At 69.8% G+C, this 15,194-nt stretch carries 13 protein-coding genes; 5 read left to right on the top strand and 8 right to left on the bottom strand.

The features are described from left to right. Nucleotides 1–37 precede the first annotated feature (37 nt). A complete protein-coding gene (locus tag DFH01_RS11370; RefSeq protein WP_199231205.1) occupies nucleotides 38–1,771 on the bottom strand; it encodes a M28 family metallopeptidase in 1,734 nt (577 codons plus the stop codon). Nucleotides 1,772–1,971: 200 nt separating this feature from the next. Between DFH01_RS11370 and DFH01_RS11365 the strand changes: the two genes are divergently transcribed. The 5 genes from DFH01_RS11365 to DFH01_RS11345 all read left to right on the top strand — a co-directional run bounded on the left by DFH01_RS11365 (nucleotide 1,972) and on the right by DFH01_RS11345 (nucleotide 7,531). After that, nucleotides 1,972–3,654: an ABC transporter substrate-binding protein gene (locus tag DFH01_RS11365; protein WP_109870537.1), complete on the top strand. Its 1,683-nt coding sequence runs from the start codon at nucleotides 1,972–1,974 to the stop codon at nucleotides 3,652–3,654. Nucleotides 3,655–3,673: 19 nt separating this feature from the next. Beyond that, nucleotides 3,674–4,651 carry an ABC transporter permease gene (locus DFH01_RS11360; RefSeq protein WP_109870536.1) on the top strand — a complete coding sequence of 326 codons (978 nt, stop codon included), beginning with the start codon at nucleotides 3,674–3,676 and terminating at the stop codon, nucleotides 4,649–4,651. 64 nt (nucleotides 4,652–4,715) lie between these two features. After that, nucleotides 4,716–5,558: an ABC transporter permease gene (locus DFH01_RS11355; protein ID WP_199231204.1), complete on the top strand. Its 843-nt coding sequence runs from the start codon at nucleotides 4,716–4,718 to the stop codon at nucleotides 5,556–5,558. Nucleotides 5,559–5,561: 3 nt separating this feature from the next. After that, complete coding sequence (locus tag DFH01_RS11350; RefSeq protein ID WP_199231203.1) at nucleotides 5,562–6,569, top strand: ABC transporter ATP-binding protein; 1,008 nt, start codon at nucleotides 5,562–5,564, stop codon at nucleotides 6,567–6,569. Then, nucleotides 6,557–7,531, top strand: coding sequence for an ABC transporter ATP-binding protein (locus tag DFH01_RS11345; RefSeq protein WP_233256070.1), 975 nt, complete (start codon nucleotides 6,557–6,559; stop codon nucleotides 7,529–7,531). Before DFH01_RS11350 ends, DFH01_RS11345 begins: the two co-directional genes overlap by 13 nt. Before the next feature lie 23 nt (nucleotides 7,532–7,554). Here DFH01_RS11345 and DFH01_RS11340 read toward each other — a convergent pair whose 3' ends face one another. From DFH01_RS11340 to DFH01_RS11310, 7 genes are all read right to left on the bottom strand, one after another. Further along, nucleotides 7,555–8,739 carry an amidohydrolase family protein gene (locus DFH01_RS11340; RefSeq protein ID WP_109870534.1) on the bottom strand — a complete coding sequence of 395 codons (1,185 nt, stop codon included), beginning with the start codon at nucleotides 8,737–8,739 and terminating at the stop codon, nucleotides 7,555–7,557. A gap of 87 nt (nucleotides 8,740–8,826) precedes the next feature. Next, nucleotides 8,827–9,810: an ABC transporter ATP-binding protein gene (locus DFH01_RS11335; protein ID WP_109870533.1), complete on the bottom strand. Its 984-nt coding sequence runs from the start codon at nucleotides 9,808–9,810 to the stop codon at nucleotides 8,827–8,829. Continuing rightward, the gene (locus DFH01_RS11330; RefSeq protein WP_109870532.1) at nucleotides 9,807–10,814 is read right to left on the bottom strand and encodes an ABC transporter ATP-binding protein; all 1,008 of its coding nucleotides are present in this window, start codon (nucleotides 10,812–10,814) and stop codon (nucleotides 9,807–9,809) included. Before DFH01_RS11330 ends, DFH01_RS11335 begins: the two co-directional genes overlap by 4 nt. Further along, complete coding sequence (locus DFH01_RS11325; protein ID WP_109870531.1) at nucleotides 10,811–11,698, bottom strand: ABC transporter permease; 888 nt, start codon at nucleotides 11,696–11,698, stop codon at nucleotides 10,811–10,813. Before DFH01_RS11325 ends, DFH01_RS11330 begins: the two co-directional genes overlap by 4 nt. Next, nucleotides 11,695–12,648 (bottom strand): ABC transporter permease, encoded by a 954-nt coding sequence (locus tag DFH01_RS11320; RefSeq protein WP_109870530.1) that lies wholly within the window; start codon nucleotides 12,646–12,648, stop codon nucleotides 11,695–11,697. The genes DFH01_RS11325 and DFH01_RS11320 overlap by 4 nt, the downstream gene beginning before the upstream one ends. A 43-nt stretch (nucleotides 12,649–12,691) precedes the next feature. Next, nucleotides 12,692–14,341: an ABC transporter substrate-binding protein gene (locus tag DFH01_RS11315; RefSeq protein ID WP_109870529.1), complete on the bottom strand. Its 1,650-nt coding sequence runs from the start codon at nucleotides 14,339–14,341 to the stop codon at nucleotides 12,692–12,694. A gap of 183 nt (nucleotides 14,342–14,524) precedes the next feature. After that, nucleotides 14,525–15,178 carry an AroM family protein gene (locus DFH01_RS11310; RefSeq protein WP_109870528.1) on the bottom strand — a complete coding sequence of 218 codons (654 nt, stop codon included), beginning with the start codon at nucleotides 15,176–15,178 and terminating at the stop codon, nucleotides 14,525–14,527. Nucleotides 15,179–15,194: the final 16 nt, after the last annotated feature.

Here is a 15,194-nt window from a genome sequence, read left to right as displayed (position 1 = left end):
ACGCCAGGGGAGGACGCCCCCTCCCCCGGCCACGCGCTCAACCCACCAGCCGGGTCGCGTCCCGCATCGCGGCGACGTAGCGGTTCTGGCCGCGCAGCAGCTGTGTCTTGGCGAAGCCGAGCATGGCGCCACGCGCGCGCGGCAGCTCCGCCGCCACGGCAAGCCCCGGCAGTGGCGGCGCGGTGAAGGCCGGATCATGCGCGAAGCGCGGCGTGCGGGTGAAGTTGATCGGCACCAGGATGCGCGCCATCGCCTTGGACAGCGCATTGGCGCGGGCGGCCGGCAGGCGGCCTGCCGCCGCGTCGCCCTGCAGCCGCGCCACGGCCGCGTGGAAGGCGGCCGTCGCCTCCTTCGCCGGCGAGAGGTCGGCGTGATCGGCCGCCGCCTTGGCATAGCGATCCACCGTGGCGGCAAATTCCTCCGCGACCGCCACCCAGTCGAAGGGCAGCAGCTCCGGCTGCGTCAGGCGCAGCACGGAGAGCAGGTAGATGCGGATGTCGCGCAGCAGATTGTCCTTGTCCGCGATCTCCAGCTGGTCGTTCTCGGTGTGCCAGGCGATGTTCCCGCCGCAGCCCGAGACGTCGTAGTAGTTCTTCTCCTTGCGCAGGTCGTCCGGCATGGTCGAGCTCAGCATGTAGAAGCTGCTTATGCCGATGTTGTTGAAGGAGTAGTCGCCCGCCTGGTTCGGCCGCTTCGTCTTGAACACGGCGTCGGGCACGATGTCCTTGATCGCGGCCTCCACCAGCCTGGCCGTTTCGCTCATGGTCGTGGTGGCGTGGAAGCTGCTCGCCCAGCGGCAGCCCGGGCTGTCGCAGTTCACCTGTGCGACGCAATGCGCATCGAGGTCGAGCGCGAAGGCATCGGCGAACCAGGTGCTGCCGGCATAGCGGCCGGTGGAATGGCCGGGCCACCAGGCGATGCGCACGCCGCGGCGAAGCTGGCCGCGATTGGCCCACAGCACGCGCGCAATCTCCAGCATCGTGGCGTCGCCCGTGGCGTTGTCGCCGACGCCGACGTCCCAGGAATCGTAGTGGCCGTGCAGCAGCACGTAGTCGGTCTCGTCGCCAGGGATGTCCACGACGGGGATCTTCTGCGGGAAGAAGCCCTCCAGCATCTCGGTGCGGATCGTCGCCTCGCCGCCCTCGCGCGCCAGCGCCATCAGCGCCTCGCCCGTCGCCTTGTTCACCGCGACGACCGGGATCTTCGGCTTGCGCGGCAGGTCGTCGAGGTCGGGCGTGCCCCAGATCGTCGTGCAGGTGCCCCAGTGGATGTCCACGCCCGGATTGCAGGCGATCAGGCCAACCGCACCCCATTCCTCGACCAGCGAGCTGAGCGCCGGGTTGCCGAAGCCTTCGGTGACCACGATGCAGCCGGCGACCTTGGCGCGCGCTTCGTCCTCGGACGCGATGGTGCCGCCGAACAGCTCCTGCACGTCGCGCGAATAGGATCGCAGCGCCTTCTGGTTCGCCGGCAGATAGACCAGCTTCGCCCTCCGGCCTTCCGGCACCGAAAGGGACATCGAGGGCGGTTTGGCGCGGTGCGTGACGCCGCCGGCCTCGACCGAGGCGGAGAGGGGGATGGAGAGGTAGATCTCCGGCTCATGCATCGTCACCGGCACGCCGAGGCGGCGCAACCGGTCGGCGATGGCGTCGGCGCCCTTGTTCACGTCTTCAGGCCGCCAGCGCGGCATGCGGGAGAAGGTCTCGACCAGCTCCCACGGTGCGTCGAGGCTGACGGCGTCGAGCAGACGGCGTTCCTGTTCGGTGATCACGGGTGCTCCCTTCCCAGGCAGTGGCGGATCGAAGCGCAGGCTGTCACCCGCCGCGACGCACGAAAAGAGGGTGTGGACGCGGTTGCAATCGGCGGCGCCTGCGTCAAACTGACCCACCGGGAGAGAAGCGGGCGTGCGGCGCGGATACGGACGCGCAGGCCGCCAGCGCGGGCAGACATCTGGGAAGCGGGAGGTCGACCATGCGTCGTCGTGACTTGATCCAGGGGACGGCCATCGCCGCGGCGCTGGCTGCCGGTGGCCTCGGCGCGCGCGGCGCGGCGGCGCAGCAGGCGGGCGATCCGATCCGCAAGCTGGTGATCCTGAGCCGCCCGCAATCGAACAATCCGCAGGCCTACCAAGCCGCCGAGATCATCGCCCAGGAATGGCGCAAGCTGGGTCTTGACGTGGAGATCCGTCCCCTGCCCCGCCAGCAGCAGTCCGAGGTGGTGTGGAACCGCCGCCAGGAATGGGACATGACCATGTGGCAGATGGTCGGCCGCCCGGAACGCAGCGACCCGGATGAGCTGGTGTTCAACCTGTTCCACTCCTCCACGGCGCCGACCGGCTTCAACTTCGTCGGCTGGGCGGACCCGGAATACGACCGCCTTGCCGAAGCGCAGCGCGTGGAGACAAACCCAGACCGGCGGCGCGAGATCATCCGCGCCGCCCAGGAGCGGGTGAACCAGGGCCAGCCCTATCTGTTCCTGGTGCATCCGAAGCAGGTCCACGCCTTCAACAAGGCGCAACTGCGGGAAGGCACGCTGGTCAACCAAGCCGGCCTCGGCCTTCGGAACATCTGGACCTATCTGGGCGTGGAGCCGGTGGGCAACCGCCGCGACATGGTGCTGAACGCATCGGAGCCGGTGCAGGCGATCCATCCGCTCTGGATCAGCGGCGCCACGGATTCCTGGGTCACCGAGCTGGTCTGGGACCGCATCATGCGCATCGGGCCGGACGGCCTGCCGCGCCCCTGGGCGGCCGAGACGGTGACGCAGGTGGACCCCACCACCATCGACATCACCATCCGCCAGGGCATGAAGTTCCACGATGGCTCGCCCGTGACGGTGGACGACTGCATCTTCAGCTTCGAAGCGCCGGCGATCGGCAACGAGGTGCCGATGTACCGGCCCTTCGTGCTCAACATTGCGAAGGTCGAGAAGACCGGCGACCGCAGCTTCCGCATCACGCTGAAACAGGCCGATGCGGGCTTTTTCACCTCCTCCCTCGCAAAGCTCAACATCATCCAGAAGTCCGCCTGGGAACCGGTGCTGCGCGATTACCAGAACCGCCCGGAGAACATCGAGCGCTTCGTCGTGGAACGCCCGATCGGCTCCGGCCCCTTCAAGGTGTCGCGCGCCCGCCTCTCCGAGGAGATCGTGCTGGAGCGCAACGCCGACCACTGGGCCGCACCGAAGATCGAGCGCTGGATCCTGCGCATCGTGCAGAACGTGGAAGCCACGCTCGGCATGCTGAACCGCGGCGAGATCAACTTCCTCGCCGACTACACGGGCGACCCGGACCTGGTGAAGCAGCTGGTCTCGCGCAACCGCAATATCGTCATGAACGAGGCGGTGGATGTCGGCTTCCAGTTCCTCGGCTGGAACATGCGTCGGCCGCCCTTCAACGACCCGGCCTTCCGCCGCGCCCTTTCCGCCGCGGTGAACCGTGAGCTGATGGCGGAGGCGGCGTGGAACGGCTTCGCGGAACCGGCCAACAGCCACGTCTCGCCCGCCCTGCCCTTCTGGCACCGCGAGGGGATCGTGGGGATGCTGCCCTCCGGCCTCGATCAGGCGCAGCGCATCCTGCAGGAGGCGGGCTATCGCGTCGTGAACGGCCGGCTGCACTACCCGGCCGGCACGCGCGAGCAGACGACGCCGAACTGAGCCGGAGCGGATCGCGAGCGTGGGGTATGTCGGGCAACGCCTGATCCAGGCGGTCTTCGTCCTGTGGGTCGTGGCGACGCTGTGCTTCCTGATGTTCCGCCTGATGCCGGGCGACCCCACGCTCAACTACATCGACACCTCCATGACGGAGGAGCAGCGGCAGAACATGCTGGTGGCCTTCGGGCTCGATCAGCCGCTGTACGTGCAATACCTGATCTACCTGAAGAACCTGCTGCGCGGTGAGCTCGGCAACAGCTTCCTGCAGGGCCGGCCGGTGCTGGAGCTGGTGCTGGAGGCGCTGCCGCTGACGGTGGCGCTCACGCTCTCCGCCCTGATCGTCGCCTACATCTTCGGCGTCATCGCCGGCGCCTTCCTGGCCTGGAAGCGCGGCAGCCTGACGGAAGGCGTCGCCATTCCGCTGGTGCTGGCGACCCGCGCGGCGCCGGAATTCTGGCTCGGCATGATCCTTCTGGCGATCTTCGCCTTCGGCTATGGCTGGTTCCCCTCGGGTGGCGCGGCGAGCGCCGGCGCCGAGTATGGCAGCGAGTGGGAGAGGCTGTTCAGCCTGGATTTCCTCTATCACCTGCTCCTGCCCGCGCTCGCGTTGGCGGTCTATCTGCAGGGGCTGCCGCTGCTGCTGATGCGCAGCACCATGCTGGAGGTGATGCAGGACGAGTTCGTCACCATGGCCCGCATGAAGGGCCTCTCTGAATGGACCATCGTCATCCGCCACGCGGCGCGCAACGCGCTGCTTCCGGTCGCCACCGCCTTCGCACTGGGCATCGGCGGATCGGTCGGCGGCAATGTGGTGGTGGAGACGGTGTTCTCCTGGCCCGGCCTCGGGCGCATGCTCGTCACCGCCGTGCAGGGCAGCGACTATCCGCTGGCTCAGGGCGCCTTCCTCATCATCGCGGCGGTGCTGGTTCTGATGAACCTCGTCGCCGATCTTCTCTATGGTTGGCTTGATCCGCGGGTGTCGCATGGACGCAAGGGCTGAAGGCGCCGTCATGGCCCCTGCGCGGCCATCGGCTTGGCGCACCGCGTCGGGACAGATCGGGCGCGTGCTGCGGATCGCCTCGCGCGACTGGTTCGCGCTGGCCGGCACGCTGATCTACCTGGCGCTGATCCTGGTCGCGATCTTCGCGGACCGGATCGCGACGCATGACCCGTCCGAGATCCTCTACACCGGGCGCTACCGCATCGCGCGCAACCTGCCGATGTCCTGGGACCATCTGCTCGGCACGACGCATGGCGGGCGGGACATCTTCTCGCAGCTCGTCTATGGAAGCCGTAGCGCCGTGGTGGTGGGGCTGACGGCAGCCTTCTGCGTCGCCGCGATCGGCACGCTGCTCGGCCTGCTTTCCGGCTTCTTCCGCGGGTGGGTGGACACGGTCGTGATGCGGCTGGCCGATGTGGTGCTGGGCCTGCCCTTCCTGCCCTTCGTCATCGTGCTCGCGGCGCTGACGCGGCCCGGCACGGCGACCATCGTCTTCAGCGTCGCCGTGCTGCTGTGGCCGAACACTGCGCGCGTGATCCGCAGCCAAGTGCTGACCGTGCGGGAGCGCGCCTTCGTGGAGGCCGCGCGCGTCACCGGCTGCTCCACCTGGCGCATCCTGTTCGTGCATGTCGCGCCCTCGATCCTGCCGCTGTCCTTCCTCTACGGCTCGATAGCCGTCGGCTGGGCGATCCTGACCGAAGCCTCGGCCAGCTTCCTCGGCTTCGGCGATCCCAGCGTGATCTCCTGGGGCGGCATGCTGCAGGACGCGTATGCCAGTCAGGCGATGGGGCGCGGCGCCTACAACTGGTTCATCCCGCCCGGACTCTGCATCGTGCTCGTCGTGCTCGCCGGCTTCTTCATCAGCCGCGGCTACGAGGAGATCCTGTTCCCGAAGCTGAGGTCCTGAGCGTTGGAAGACCTGCTCTCCATCCGGGACCTCACCGTCCGCTACCGCACGTCGCAGGGCCCGGTGCATGCGGTGGACAGCGCAAGCTTCTCCGTCCCGCGTGGCGAGGTGGTGGGCCTCGTCGGCGAATCCGGCTGCGGCAAGACCACGGTCGCACGCGCCGTCATGGGCGTCGTGCCGCGCACGGCCGACATCCTCGGCGGCCCCGTGCTGTTCGAGGGTCGCGACCTGATCCGGCTCTCGGAGCGCGAACGCCGCGCGCTGCGCTGGAAGGAGATGGCCTTCATCCCGCAGACGGCGATGAACGCCCTTGATCCCGTCTATCGCGTCGGACGCCAGATCGAGGAGGTGCTGGTCGAGCGCGGCGGGCGTTCCCGTTCGCAGGCACGCGCCCGCGCCGAGGAGCTTTTCGCCCTGGTGGGCATCGATGCACGGCGCCTGGACGACTATCCGCATCAGTTCTCTGGCGGGATGAAGCAGCGCGCCTCCATCGCCATGGCGCTGGCGCTCGAGCCCAAGCTGGTGCTGGCGGACGAGCCGGTGACGGCGCTGGACGTCATCGTGCAGCGCCAGGTGCTGGACGTGCTGAAGGAATTGCAGGCGCGGCTCAGGCTTTCGGTCGTGCTGGTCACGCATGACATCAGCGTCGTCGCCTATGCCTGCGACCGCGTCGTCGTGATGTATGCCGGGCGCGTGGTGGAATCCGGGCGCGTCGGCGACGTGCTGGAGCGCCCGCGTCACCCCTACACGATGGGGTTGAACAACGCCTTCCCCGACCTCGAGCGCGCCGCCGGCGAGCTCGTCCCGATCGAGGGCAGCCCGCCCAACCTGCTCGATCCGCCGAAGGGCTGCCGCTTCGCCCCTCGCTGCCCCTTCGCGGAAGCACGCTGCGTCGCCGAGGAACCGCCGCTGCGCACGGAAGTGGACGGCCACGCAGCCGCCTGCTGGCGGTCGGACGAAGCCGCGGCGCTGCGCCCGCTTGCCGGGGAGGCCGCGACGTGGCGACGCTGATCGAGGCCACCGACCTCACCATGCACTTCGCCGCGCCGCGCAGCTTCGCCGACGTGATGGCCGGGCGCCGCCCCATCGTGCGCGCGGTGGACGGCATCTCACTCAGCCTCGCGCCTGGTCAGACGGCGGCGATCGTCGGCGAATCGGGTTGCGGCAAGACCACGACGGCGCGGCTGCTGCTGCGCCTGCTGGAGCCGACCTCCGGCAGCATCACCTTCCGCGGCACGGATCTGTCGCGCCTCGACAAGGAAGGAATGCGCGGCTTCCGGCGCCAGGCGCAGCTGGTCTTCCAGAACCCCTTCGACGCGCTGAACCCGCGCCTGACCATCCGCGACAGCCTGGTGGAGCCGCTGCGCAACATGCGCATCCCGCGCGCGGAATGGGACGACCGCATCGCGCTCGCCATGCGGCGCGTGCGCCTGGCGGAAGCAGAGCGCTACCTGCCCCGCTTCCCGCACGAGCTCTCGGGCGGGCAGTTGCAGCGCGTCGTGCTGGCACGCGCGCTGATCCTGGAGCCGAGCTTCCTGGTGGCGGACGAGCCGGTCTCGATGCTGGACGTCTCGGTTCGCGCCGGCATCCTGAACCTGATGCGCGAGGCGCGGGAGACGCTCGGCGTCGCCGCGCTCTACATCAGCCATGATCTCGCGCTGGTGCGCTATGTCTGCGACCGGACGCTGGTGATGTATCTCGGCCGCGTCGTGGAGGAAGGGCCGACCGAGGAGGTGGTGCGCGAGCCGCGCCACCCCTACACGCGCGCCCTGGTGCAGGCGGTGCCGCTGCCCCGCGTGGACCAGCCGCGCGATCCCTTGCCGATCAAGGGCAACGTGCCGGATGCGCGCACGCCGCCTTCCGGCTGCCGCTTCCGCGACCGCTGCCCCATGGCCGCGCCGCGCTGCGCGGAGGAAGACCCGCCGCTGCGCGCCACAGGCGACGGCGTCGCGGTGGCCTGCCACTTCGCCTGAGCCCGCGCCAGGGGCCGCGCCGGCTACTCCGCCGAAAGCTGGTCGAAGCGCCGTCCGTCCTTCATCACCACCCCGACCTCGCGCAGCGCAGCGATGTCGCGCAGCGGATTGCCGCGCACCGATACGATGTCGGCGCACTTGCCCGGCTCCAGCGTGCCGATGTCCGCAAGCATCCCGATCGCATCGGCGGCGTTGCACGTGACGGCGGCCAGCGCCTGTTCCGGCGTGGCGCCGAACTCCACCGCCTTCTGCGCCTCGAACCACAGCAGGCCATGCATGGAATCCGTCCCCAGCGCCCATTTCACGCGGCTCTGCAGCGCGTGGCCGAAGGTAACGGGCGCGCGGCGGCGGGAGATGGCGAGCTTCTCCATGATGCGCGGATTGCCGCCGTCGCCGCCCTCGATCCCCTCGGGATGGAAGGAGATGGCGTGGTTCGCCACCATCCAGGTGCCCGCCCGGCGCATCATCTCGAAGTCCTCGGGCGTCGCGAGCTTGCAGTGCTCGATCGTGTCCACGCCCGCCTCGACGCACCAGCGGATCGCCGGGCCGCCATGCGCATGCACCGCCGCTGGCCGGCCGTCGCGATGCGCTTCCTCCACGATCAGCCGGATCTCCTCGGGCGAGTAGAAGCAGGTGTCCGCCGCGGCCCGCGCGGAGGATGTGCCGCCGGTGGCGAAGAACTTGATCAGGTCGGCGCCGGCGGCGAGGTTCTCGCGGATGTGGCGGCGGATCTCCTCCGGCCCGTCGCTCGCCGTCAGCGCCGTGCCATGGCCGTGCCGCGCCGCGATGGGCCGCGTCGCCACGCGCAGCCGCGGGCCGGGGATGCGCCCCGCCGCCACGGCGTCACGGATGTCGATGTCGAGGAAGTGCTCCTCGCCCACCACGCGCATCGTCGTGACGCCGGAGAGCAGGTCCTTCCGCATGTTCGGGATGGCGCGCAGCATCGCCTGCGCCGCGCGGCTCTTCAACTGGCCGCCCTGGTTGCCGAGGCCCGGGACGATGGAGAGATGCGTGTGCGCGTCCACCAGGCCGGGCAGCAGCGTCTCCTCGCCGCGGTCGATCACGGTGGCGCCGGGCGGCGCAGCGATCTCCTCCCGCCGGCCGACCGCCGCGATGCGCCCGTTCTCGACCAGCACGGCGCCGCCCTGCAGCGGCGCGCGGCCTGTGCCGTCGATCAGCAGGCCACCCTTCACGAGGATCGCATTCATGGCATCGCCCCGTCGAAACAGCGCGGCACTGCGCCGGAGGGCGGCATTACGCACCCCGGCGCAGCGCGGAGCAAGACGAGGTGGCGGTCAGCCGGCCGGGGCGAGCGTCGCCGCGCTGCGCAGGCAGCGAACCAGATGCTGCGGCGCCACGGCTTCCTCCGCCGGGTCCTGCACCGAGCAGACCGGCTCGGCGAAGCGGCAGCGCGGGGCGAAGGCGCAGCCCGGCGGCAGCGCGGAGAGATCGGGCGGCGCACCGGGGATCGCCTCGAGCCTCGCGCCGCGCCTCTGCTCATGGCCCATGCGCGCGCGCAGCAGGCCTATCGTATAGGGGTGGCGCGGGTTGCGGATGATCTCGCGCACCGGCCCGGTCTCCACGATGCGGCCGGCATACATCACGGCGATGCGGTCCGCGACCTCCACCGCAACGCCGATGTCGTGGGTGACGAAGATAGTGGCCAGGCCGAACTCCCGCTGCAGCTCGCGCAGCAGCAGCAGCACCTGGATCTGCACCGTCGCGTCCAGCGCGGTGGTTGGCTCGTCCGCAAGCAGAACCTGCGGCCTGCAGGCGAGCGCGAGCGCGATCATCGCGCGCTGCCGCATCCCACCCGACATCTCGTGCGGATATGCGTTCAGCCGCCGCTCCGGCTCCGGGATGCGCACGCGGCGGAACAATTCGAGCGCACGCGCCCAGCCCGCCGCCCGCGAGCCGCCTTCGTGCTTCACCACCGTCTCGGCGATCTGCGCGCCGAGCGTATAGACGGGATCGAGCGCGAGCGAGGGTTCCTGGAAGATCATCGAGGCGACCTTGCCCCGGAAGTCCTCCAGCGCCCGGCCACGCAGCGCCATCACGTCCTGGCCCGCGACGCGGATGCTGCCCTCGATCCTGGACTTCCGCTCCGGGTTCAGGCGCAGCAAGGCGCGCAGCGTGACGGACTTGCCCGAGCCGGACTCGCCGAGCAGCGCGACCGTCTCGCCGCGATCCACGCCAAGGTCCACGCCCCGTACGGCGCGAACGGGCTTCGTGCCGCCGGTGAAAGTCACATTCAGGCCTTGCAGCTCGACCGCGCTCATGCCGCCGCTCCCACGGCGCGCGAATGGCCGGAGCCGGCTTCGTGCATCAGGCACGCCACGCCGTGATCGCCACCGCCAAGCACCGGCGCGCGCTGCGCGCACACCGGCTCCGCAAGGCTGCAACGCGTGTGGAAGCGGCAGCCTGGCGGCGGGTTGATCGGGCTCGGCGGATCGCCGCTGATCGGCGCCTCCTCCGTCCGGTTGTCCGGATCCATCGACGGCATGGAGCGCAGCAGCGCGCCGGCATAGGGGTGGCGCGGCGTGGCGAAGACGGCATCCGCCGGCCCGATCTCCGCCACCTTGCCGAGATACATCACCATCACGCGGTCCGACATGAAGCGCACCACGTTCAGGTCGTGGCTGATGAAGACATAGGTCAGCCCGAACTCCTCCTTGAGGTCCACGAGCAGGTTCAGCACCTGTGCCTCGATGGACTTGTCGAGGGCGGAGACGGCCTCGTCCAGCACCAGCAGCCGAGGCTCGAAGGCCAGGGCGCGAGCGATGTTCACGCGCTGGCGCTGGCCGCCGGACAGCTCATGCGGGTAGCGGCCGGCGAAGCGCGCGGGCTCGAGGCCCACGCGGGCGAGCAGCGCGCGCGCACGCTCCACCGCCTGCCGCGCCGGAAGCCCGTGCACCTGCGGTCCGAAGGCGATCGAGGCCTCGATAGTCAGGCGCGGGTTCAGCGAGGCGTAGCTGTCCTGGAAGACGATCTGCGCCTGGCGTCGGAACTCCTTGAGCGGCAGGTCGCGCCCGCCCACCTCGGCGCCGTCGAAGACGATCTCGCCGGCATCCGGCTCGATCAGCTTCAGCATCAGGCGGGCGGTGGTGGACTTGCCGCAGCCGCTCTCGCCGACGATGCCGAGCGTCTCGCCCTTGCGGACGGTGAAGTCCACGCCGTCCACCGCACGCACCACGGCGATCGGGCGGCCGAGCAGGTCGCGGCGGACGGCGAAGTGCCTGGCCAGCCCGGTGACGGAGATCAGGGGAGTCGCCGGCGAGGTCATGCCTTGACGTCCATGGCCGAGCGCAGGCCGTCCGAGAACATGTTGAAGGCTATGGAGGTGACGAAGATGCAGAGGCCCGGCAGCGCCGCGACCCAGGGCTGGACGTAGATCGCCGTGCGCAGCGTGTTCAGCATCAGCCCCCATTCCGGCTCCGGCGGGCGTACGCCGAGGCCAAGGAAGGACAGGCCCGAGGCCAGGATCATCGAGACCGAGATCAGGCTGGTGGCGTAGACAAAGATCGGTCCCAGCACGTTGCCCAGAACATGCACCCGCACGATGGTCAGCGCGGATGCGCCGGACGCGCGCGCGGCTTCGACGTAGTCGCGCGCCCGCACCTGCGTGGTCACCGCCTCCGCGACCCGCACGATGGGCGGGATGAAGACGATGGTCAGGGAGAGCATCGCATTGCCGAGCCCCGCCCCCAGCGCGCCGGAAAGCGCGACGGCGAGCAGCACGGAGGGGAAGGCATAGAACACGTCCACCGTGCGCATCACCGCGGTGTTGAACCAGCCGCCGATGAAGCCCGCGGCAATGCCGAGGACGGAGCCGATGCCGAAGGCGATCAGCACCGGCGTCACGCCCATCAGCAGCGACATGCGCGCGCCGACGATCAGGCGCGAGAGCATGTCGCGGCCGAGCTCATCCGTGCCGAGCGGGAAGCCCTCCGTGCCGATCGGGCGCAGCCGGCGGAAGGTGCGGCCCGCATAGGGGTCCATCGGCGCGATCCAATGAGCGAACAGCGCCGCCAGGACGATGGCGAGGACCACGATCGCGGCCGCGACCGCGACCTTGTCCTTCAGGAAGCGCCGGAGCACGGAGCGCCAGTAGCCCTCCGAAGCCTCAATGGCGACCACCTGAGGGCGAGCGGATGTCAGGACGCTCATGCCCGCTGGATCCGCGGATCGAGAAGCGTCTGCACCACATCCACCACCAGGTTGAGCACCACGAAGAACAGCGCCAGCACCAGGATAGTGCCCTGCAGCAGCGGCAGGTCGCGCTGAAAGATCGCGTTGTTGAGAAGGAAGCCCGTGCCGGGCCATGAGAAGACCGTCTCGATCAGGATCGAGCCACCGAGCAGGTAGCCGAGCTGCAGCCCCATCACCGCGATCGCGGTCGGCGCGGCGTTCTTCACCACGTGCCGGAACACGCCGCCTTCCGAGAGGCCCTTGGCGCGCAGCGCGCCGACGAAATCCTGGCTGAGGATCTCGGCCACCAGCGCGCGCGTGGTGCGCGCGACGATGCCCATCGGGATCACGCTCATCGTCAGCGCCGGCAGCGCCAGGTGCTTCAGGTGCTCGAGATCCGGCACCCAGCCCGAGGAGCCCGAGGGCCCCATGCCGGTGGCTGGCAGCCAGCCGAGCTCGGAGGAGAAGATGATCACCAGCACCATGCCGAGCCAGTAATGCGGCACCGAGACACCCACCACCGCGAGCGTCGACGCCGCCTTGTCGATCCAGGAATCGCGGAAATAGCCGGCGACGACGCCGAACAGCAGGCCGAAGGCGAAGCCGATCACGGTCGCCGCCACGGCGAGGATCAGCGTGTTGCCCACGGCACGGATCACTTCCGACGCCACGGGCCGCGCGGTGGCGATGGACATACCGAGATCGCCGTGCAGCGCACGCCAGGCCCAGAGCAGGAACTGCTCGTGATAGGGCCGGTCGAAGCCATAGGCCGCCATCATGCGCGCGCGGACTTCATCCGTTGCGTCGGGCGGCAGCACGGAGATCAGCGGATCGCCCGGCGCGATATGCACCAGCGCGAAGCAGACCAGCGAGACGCCAAGGACGATGGGCAGCGCGTAGAGCAGCCGCCGCAGAAGGAACAGGGTCATGCGTGGAAGGGGCGCGCCGTGATCATGACGCGCCCCGGCTCCCTTACTCGATGCGCATCGTCGCGATGTCGATGAACCAGGAACGCGGCTGCACCACGCCCTTGACCCGTGCACTCATCGCGCGGGGGCCGACGTCATGCGCGACCCAGAGGAACGGCGCCTCCTCCACGATCCGGGCATGCAGGCGCGCGAGTGCCGCGTCGCGGCCGGCCGCGTCGAAGGTGGTGCGCGCCGCGGCGATCAGCTGGTCAAACTCGGGGTTCACGAAATGGCCCCAGTTGTTCGACACCGGCGGCTGCGTCGCGGAGGAGACGAAGCGCACCATGGCGAAGAACGGGTCCATCGTGGCGAAGGTGACGTTGATCGCGTTCGCGCCGCGGGCGTTCGGATGCCGCGCGCCCTCGCGCCAGTTGGTGAAGACGGCGTTCCACTCGCCCACTTCCAGCTGCACGTCGAAGTAGCACTCACGCAGCGCCTGCTGGAGGAACTCGTTCATCACAACAGGCTGCATCTGGCCCGAGCCGGAGGCCGAGGTCAGCACACGCACCTGCAGCAGCCGCTGCGGCGAATGGCCGGCTTCACGCATCAGGCGCTGCGCCTCGGGCAGGTCGTAGCGGATGTTGAAGGACGGGTTGCCCCACCAGGGATGGCCCGGCGGCACGGAGCCGCGCGGGGTCTCCATCAGCCCGCCGAGGAGCTGCTTCATCTCCTCGCGGTTGACGCAGAGATTGGCGGCGTGGCGGACGCGCCGATCAAGCCAGGGCGAGCCTTCCACGAAGGAGAACTGCCACGGCCAGACATGCGGCTGGGCGTTCTGGTACATGACGAAGCCGCGGCGTGTGATCTGCGGCACGGCGTCCGGCGCCGGCGCCTCGATCCAGTCCACCTGGTTGCCGAGCAGCGCGGCGGTGCGCGCATTCGCCTCAGGGATCGGCAGCAGCACCACGCGGTCGATCTGCGGGCGGCGGGCGGCGTCCCAGTAGTCGCGGTTCGCCGTCATCTCGAAGCGCTCGCGCGGCACGAAGCGGGCGCCGCGGAACGGCCCGGTGCCGGAGGGATCGGCCGCGAAGGCGGCCCAGGCCTGCTGCGCGCGCGCGCGGGGATCCGTCACGCTGGCGGGCACGGCGTTGAACTTCGCCTGCCAATGCGCGGGCGAGGCCATGAACAGGTTGGTCAGGTTGATCGGCAGGAAGCTGTCGGGCTCGGAAGTGGTGAGCTCCACCGTCAGCTCGTCGATCGCGCGCGCGCTGCGCAGCGTGGGCATCCGGCTGACGGTGACGCCGACCTGGCTCTGGTCGAAATGCGGCGCGTTCTGGTCCAACACCTTCTGGACGTTCCACACCACGGCCGCCGCGTTGAACGGGCTGCCGTCATGGAAGCGCACGCCGGGGCGCAGGCGGAACACCCACTTGGTCCGGTCGTTCGCATCCACTGCCCATTCCGTGGCGAGGCCAGGGATGACCACCGAGGCCTGGTCCGCCTTCGAGAGGTCCCAATGGGTCAGCGCGTCATAGAGCGGGATGCCGGTGAAGCGGTTCCCCTCGAAGCCCTGGTCCGGCTGGCCGAGCGTGCGGGGGATGTCCGCCGCCGTCATGCCGATGCGCAGCACACGCTCCTGTGCCGCCGCGGTGCCCACAACGCCGGCGAGCGCGACCACGCCGAGCAGTAGCGCGCGCAGACCCGTTCTTTTCATTGTGTTCTCTCCAGTTCCGTTCCGGCGCCCTCCCGAGGAGTGCAGCCGCGCTCCCACAGCAAGCTTTGTGCCGCACTGGACCGGCAGCAGCCGAGGTCCCATGCAGGACGATTCCGCCTAAACGATATGCAAGATTTGCACAATGTCTGATCGTCGGCGGACCCCGTCGGCCCGCCGGCGCGCTCAGCCTTCCGACAGCAGCGAGGCCGCGGCCCGGGCGGCGACGGCGATGGACAGCAGGACCGGGCAGGCCAGCGCCGCGCACGCCACAGCCTTGTCCCGCCGCGTGTAGGACATGCAGTCCAGCAGGACGAGGTCAGGCCGTGCAGCCGCCATGCGCTCGGCCGCCGCACAGCGCGCCGCGTCGTCGGAATACGGCCTCAGCGCAACCGTCGTCACCTCCAACCCGTCGCGACAGCGCGCATCCCCGAAAGCCTCCTCCTGCTCGGGCAGCGGCAGGAAGAGGCCGAGCCGCCCGCGCGGCAGCAGCGCGGCGGCCAGCGCATCCAGAACGGCGGAAGGCTGCACCAGGCCCGGGCGCGCAGGCAGGCCGTCGAAATGCCCGGTGCAGGCCAGCAGCACGGGCCCATCCGCAGCGGCGAGCCTTGCGCGGAGGCGGCGCGTGACGGCCGCCTTGGAGACGGTGACCGCCTCGCCGCCGGGCAGCACGGTGAACAGCGTGTCGGCGCCTTCATGCGGCGCAAGCGCCGCGATCTCGTCGCGCGTCAGGCCATCCAGCGCACCGCCCATGCGGATCGGCACGCCAGGGATGGCGGCCTCGATCTCCGCCGCGAGTTCCGGGCGCGGTGCCTGGCCGATGACGAGCACCTGCAGCATGCGCGCCTCCCCCTTC

This window comes from Falsiroseomonas bella (assembly GCF_003173615.1).
GTDB lineage: Bacteria > Pseudomonadota > Alphaproteobacteria > Acetobacterales > Acetobacteraceae > Falsiroseomonas > Falsiroseomonas bella.
This window is presented reverse-complemented; position numbering and strand designations above follow the sequence as displayed.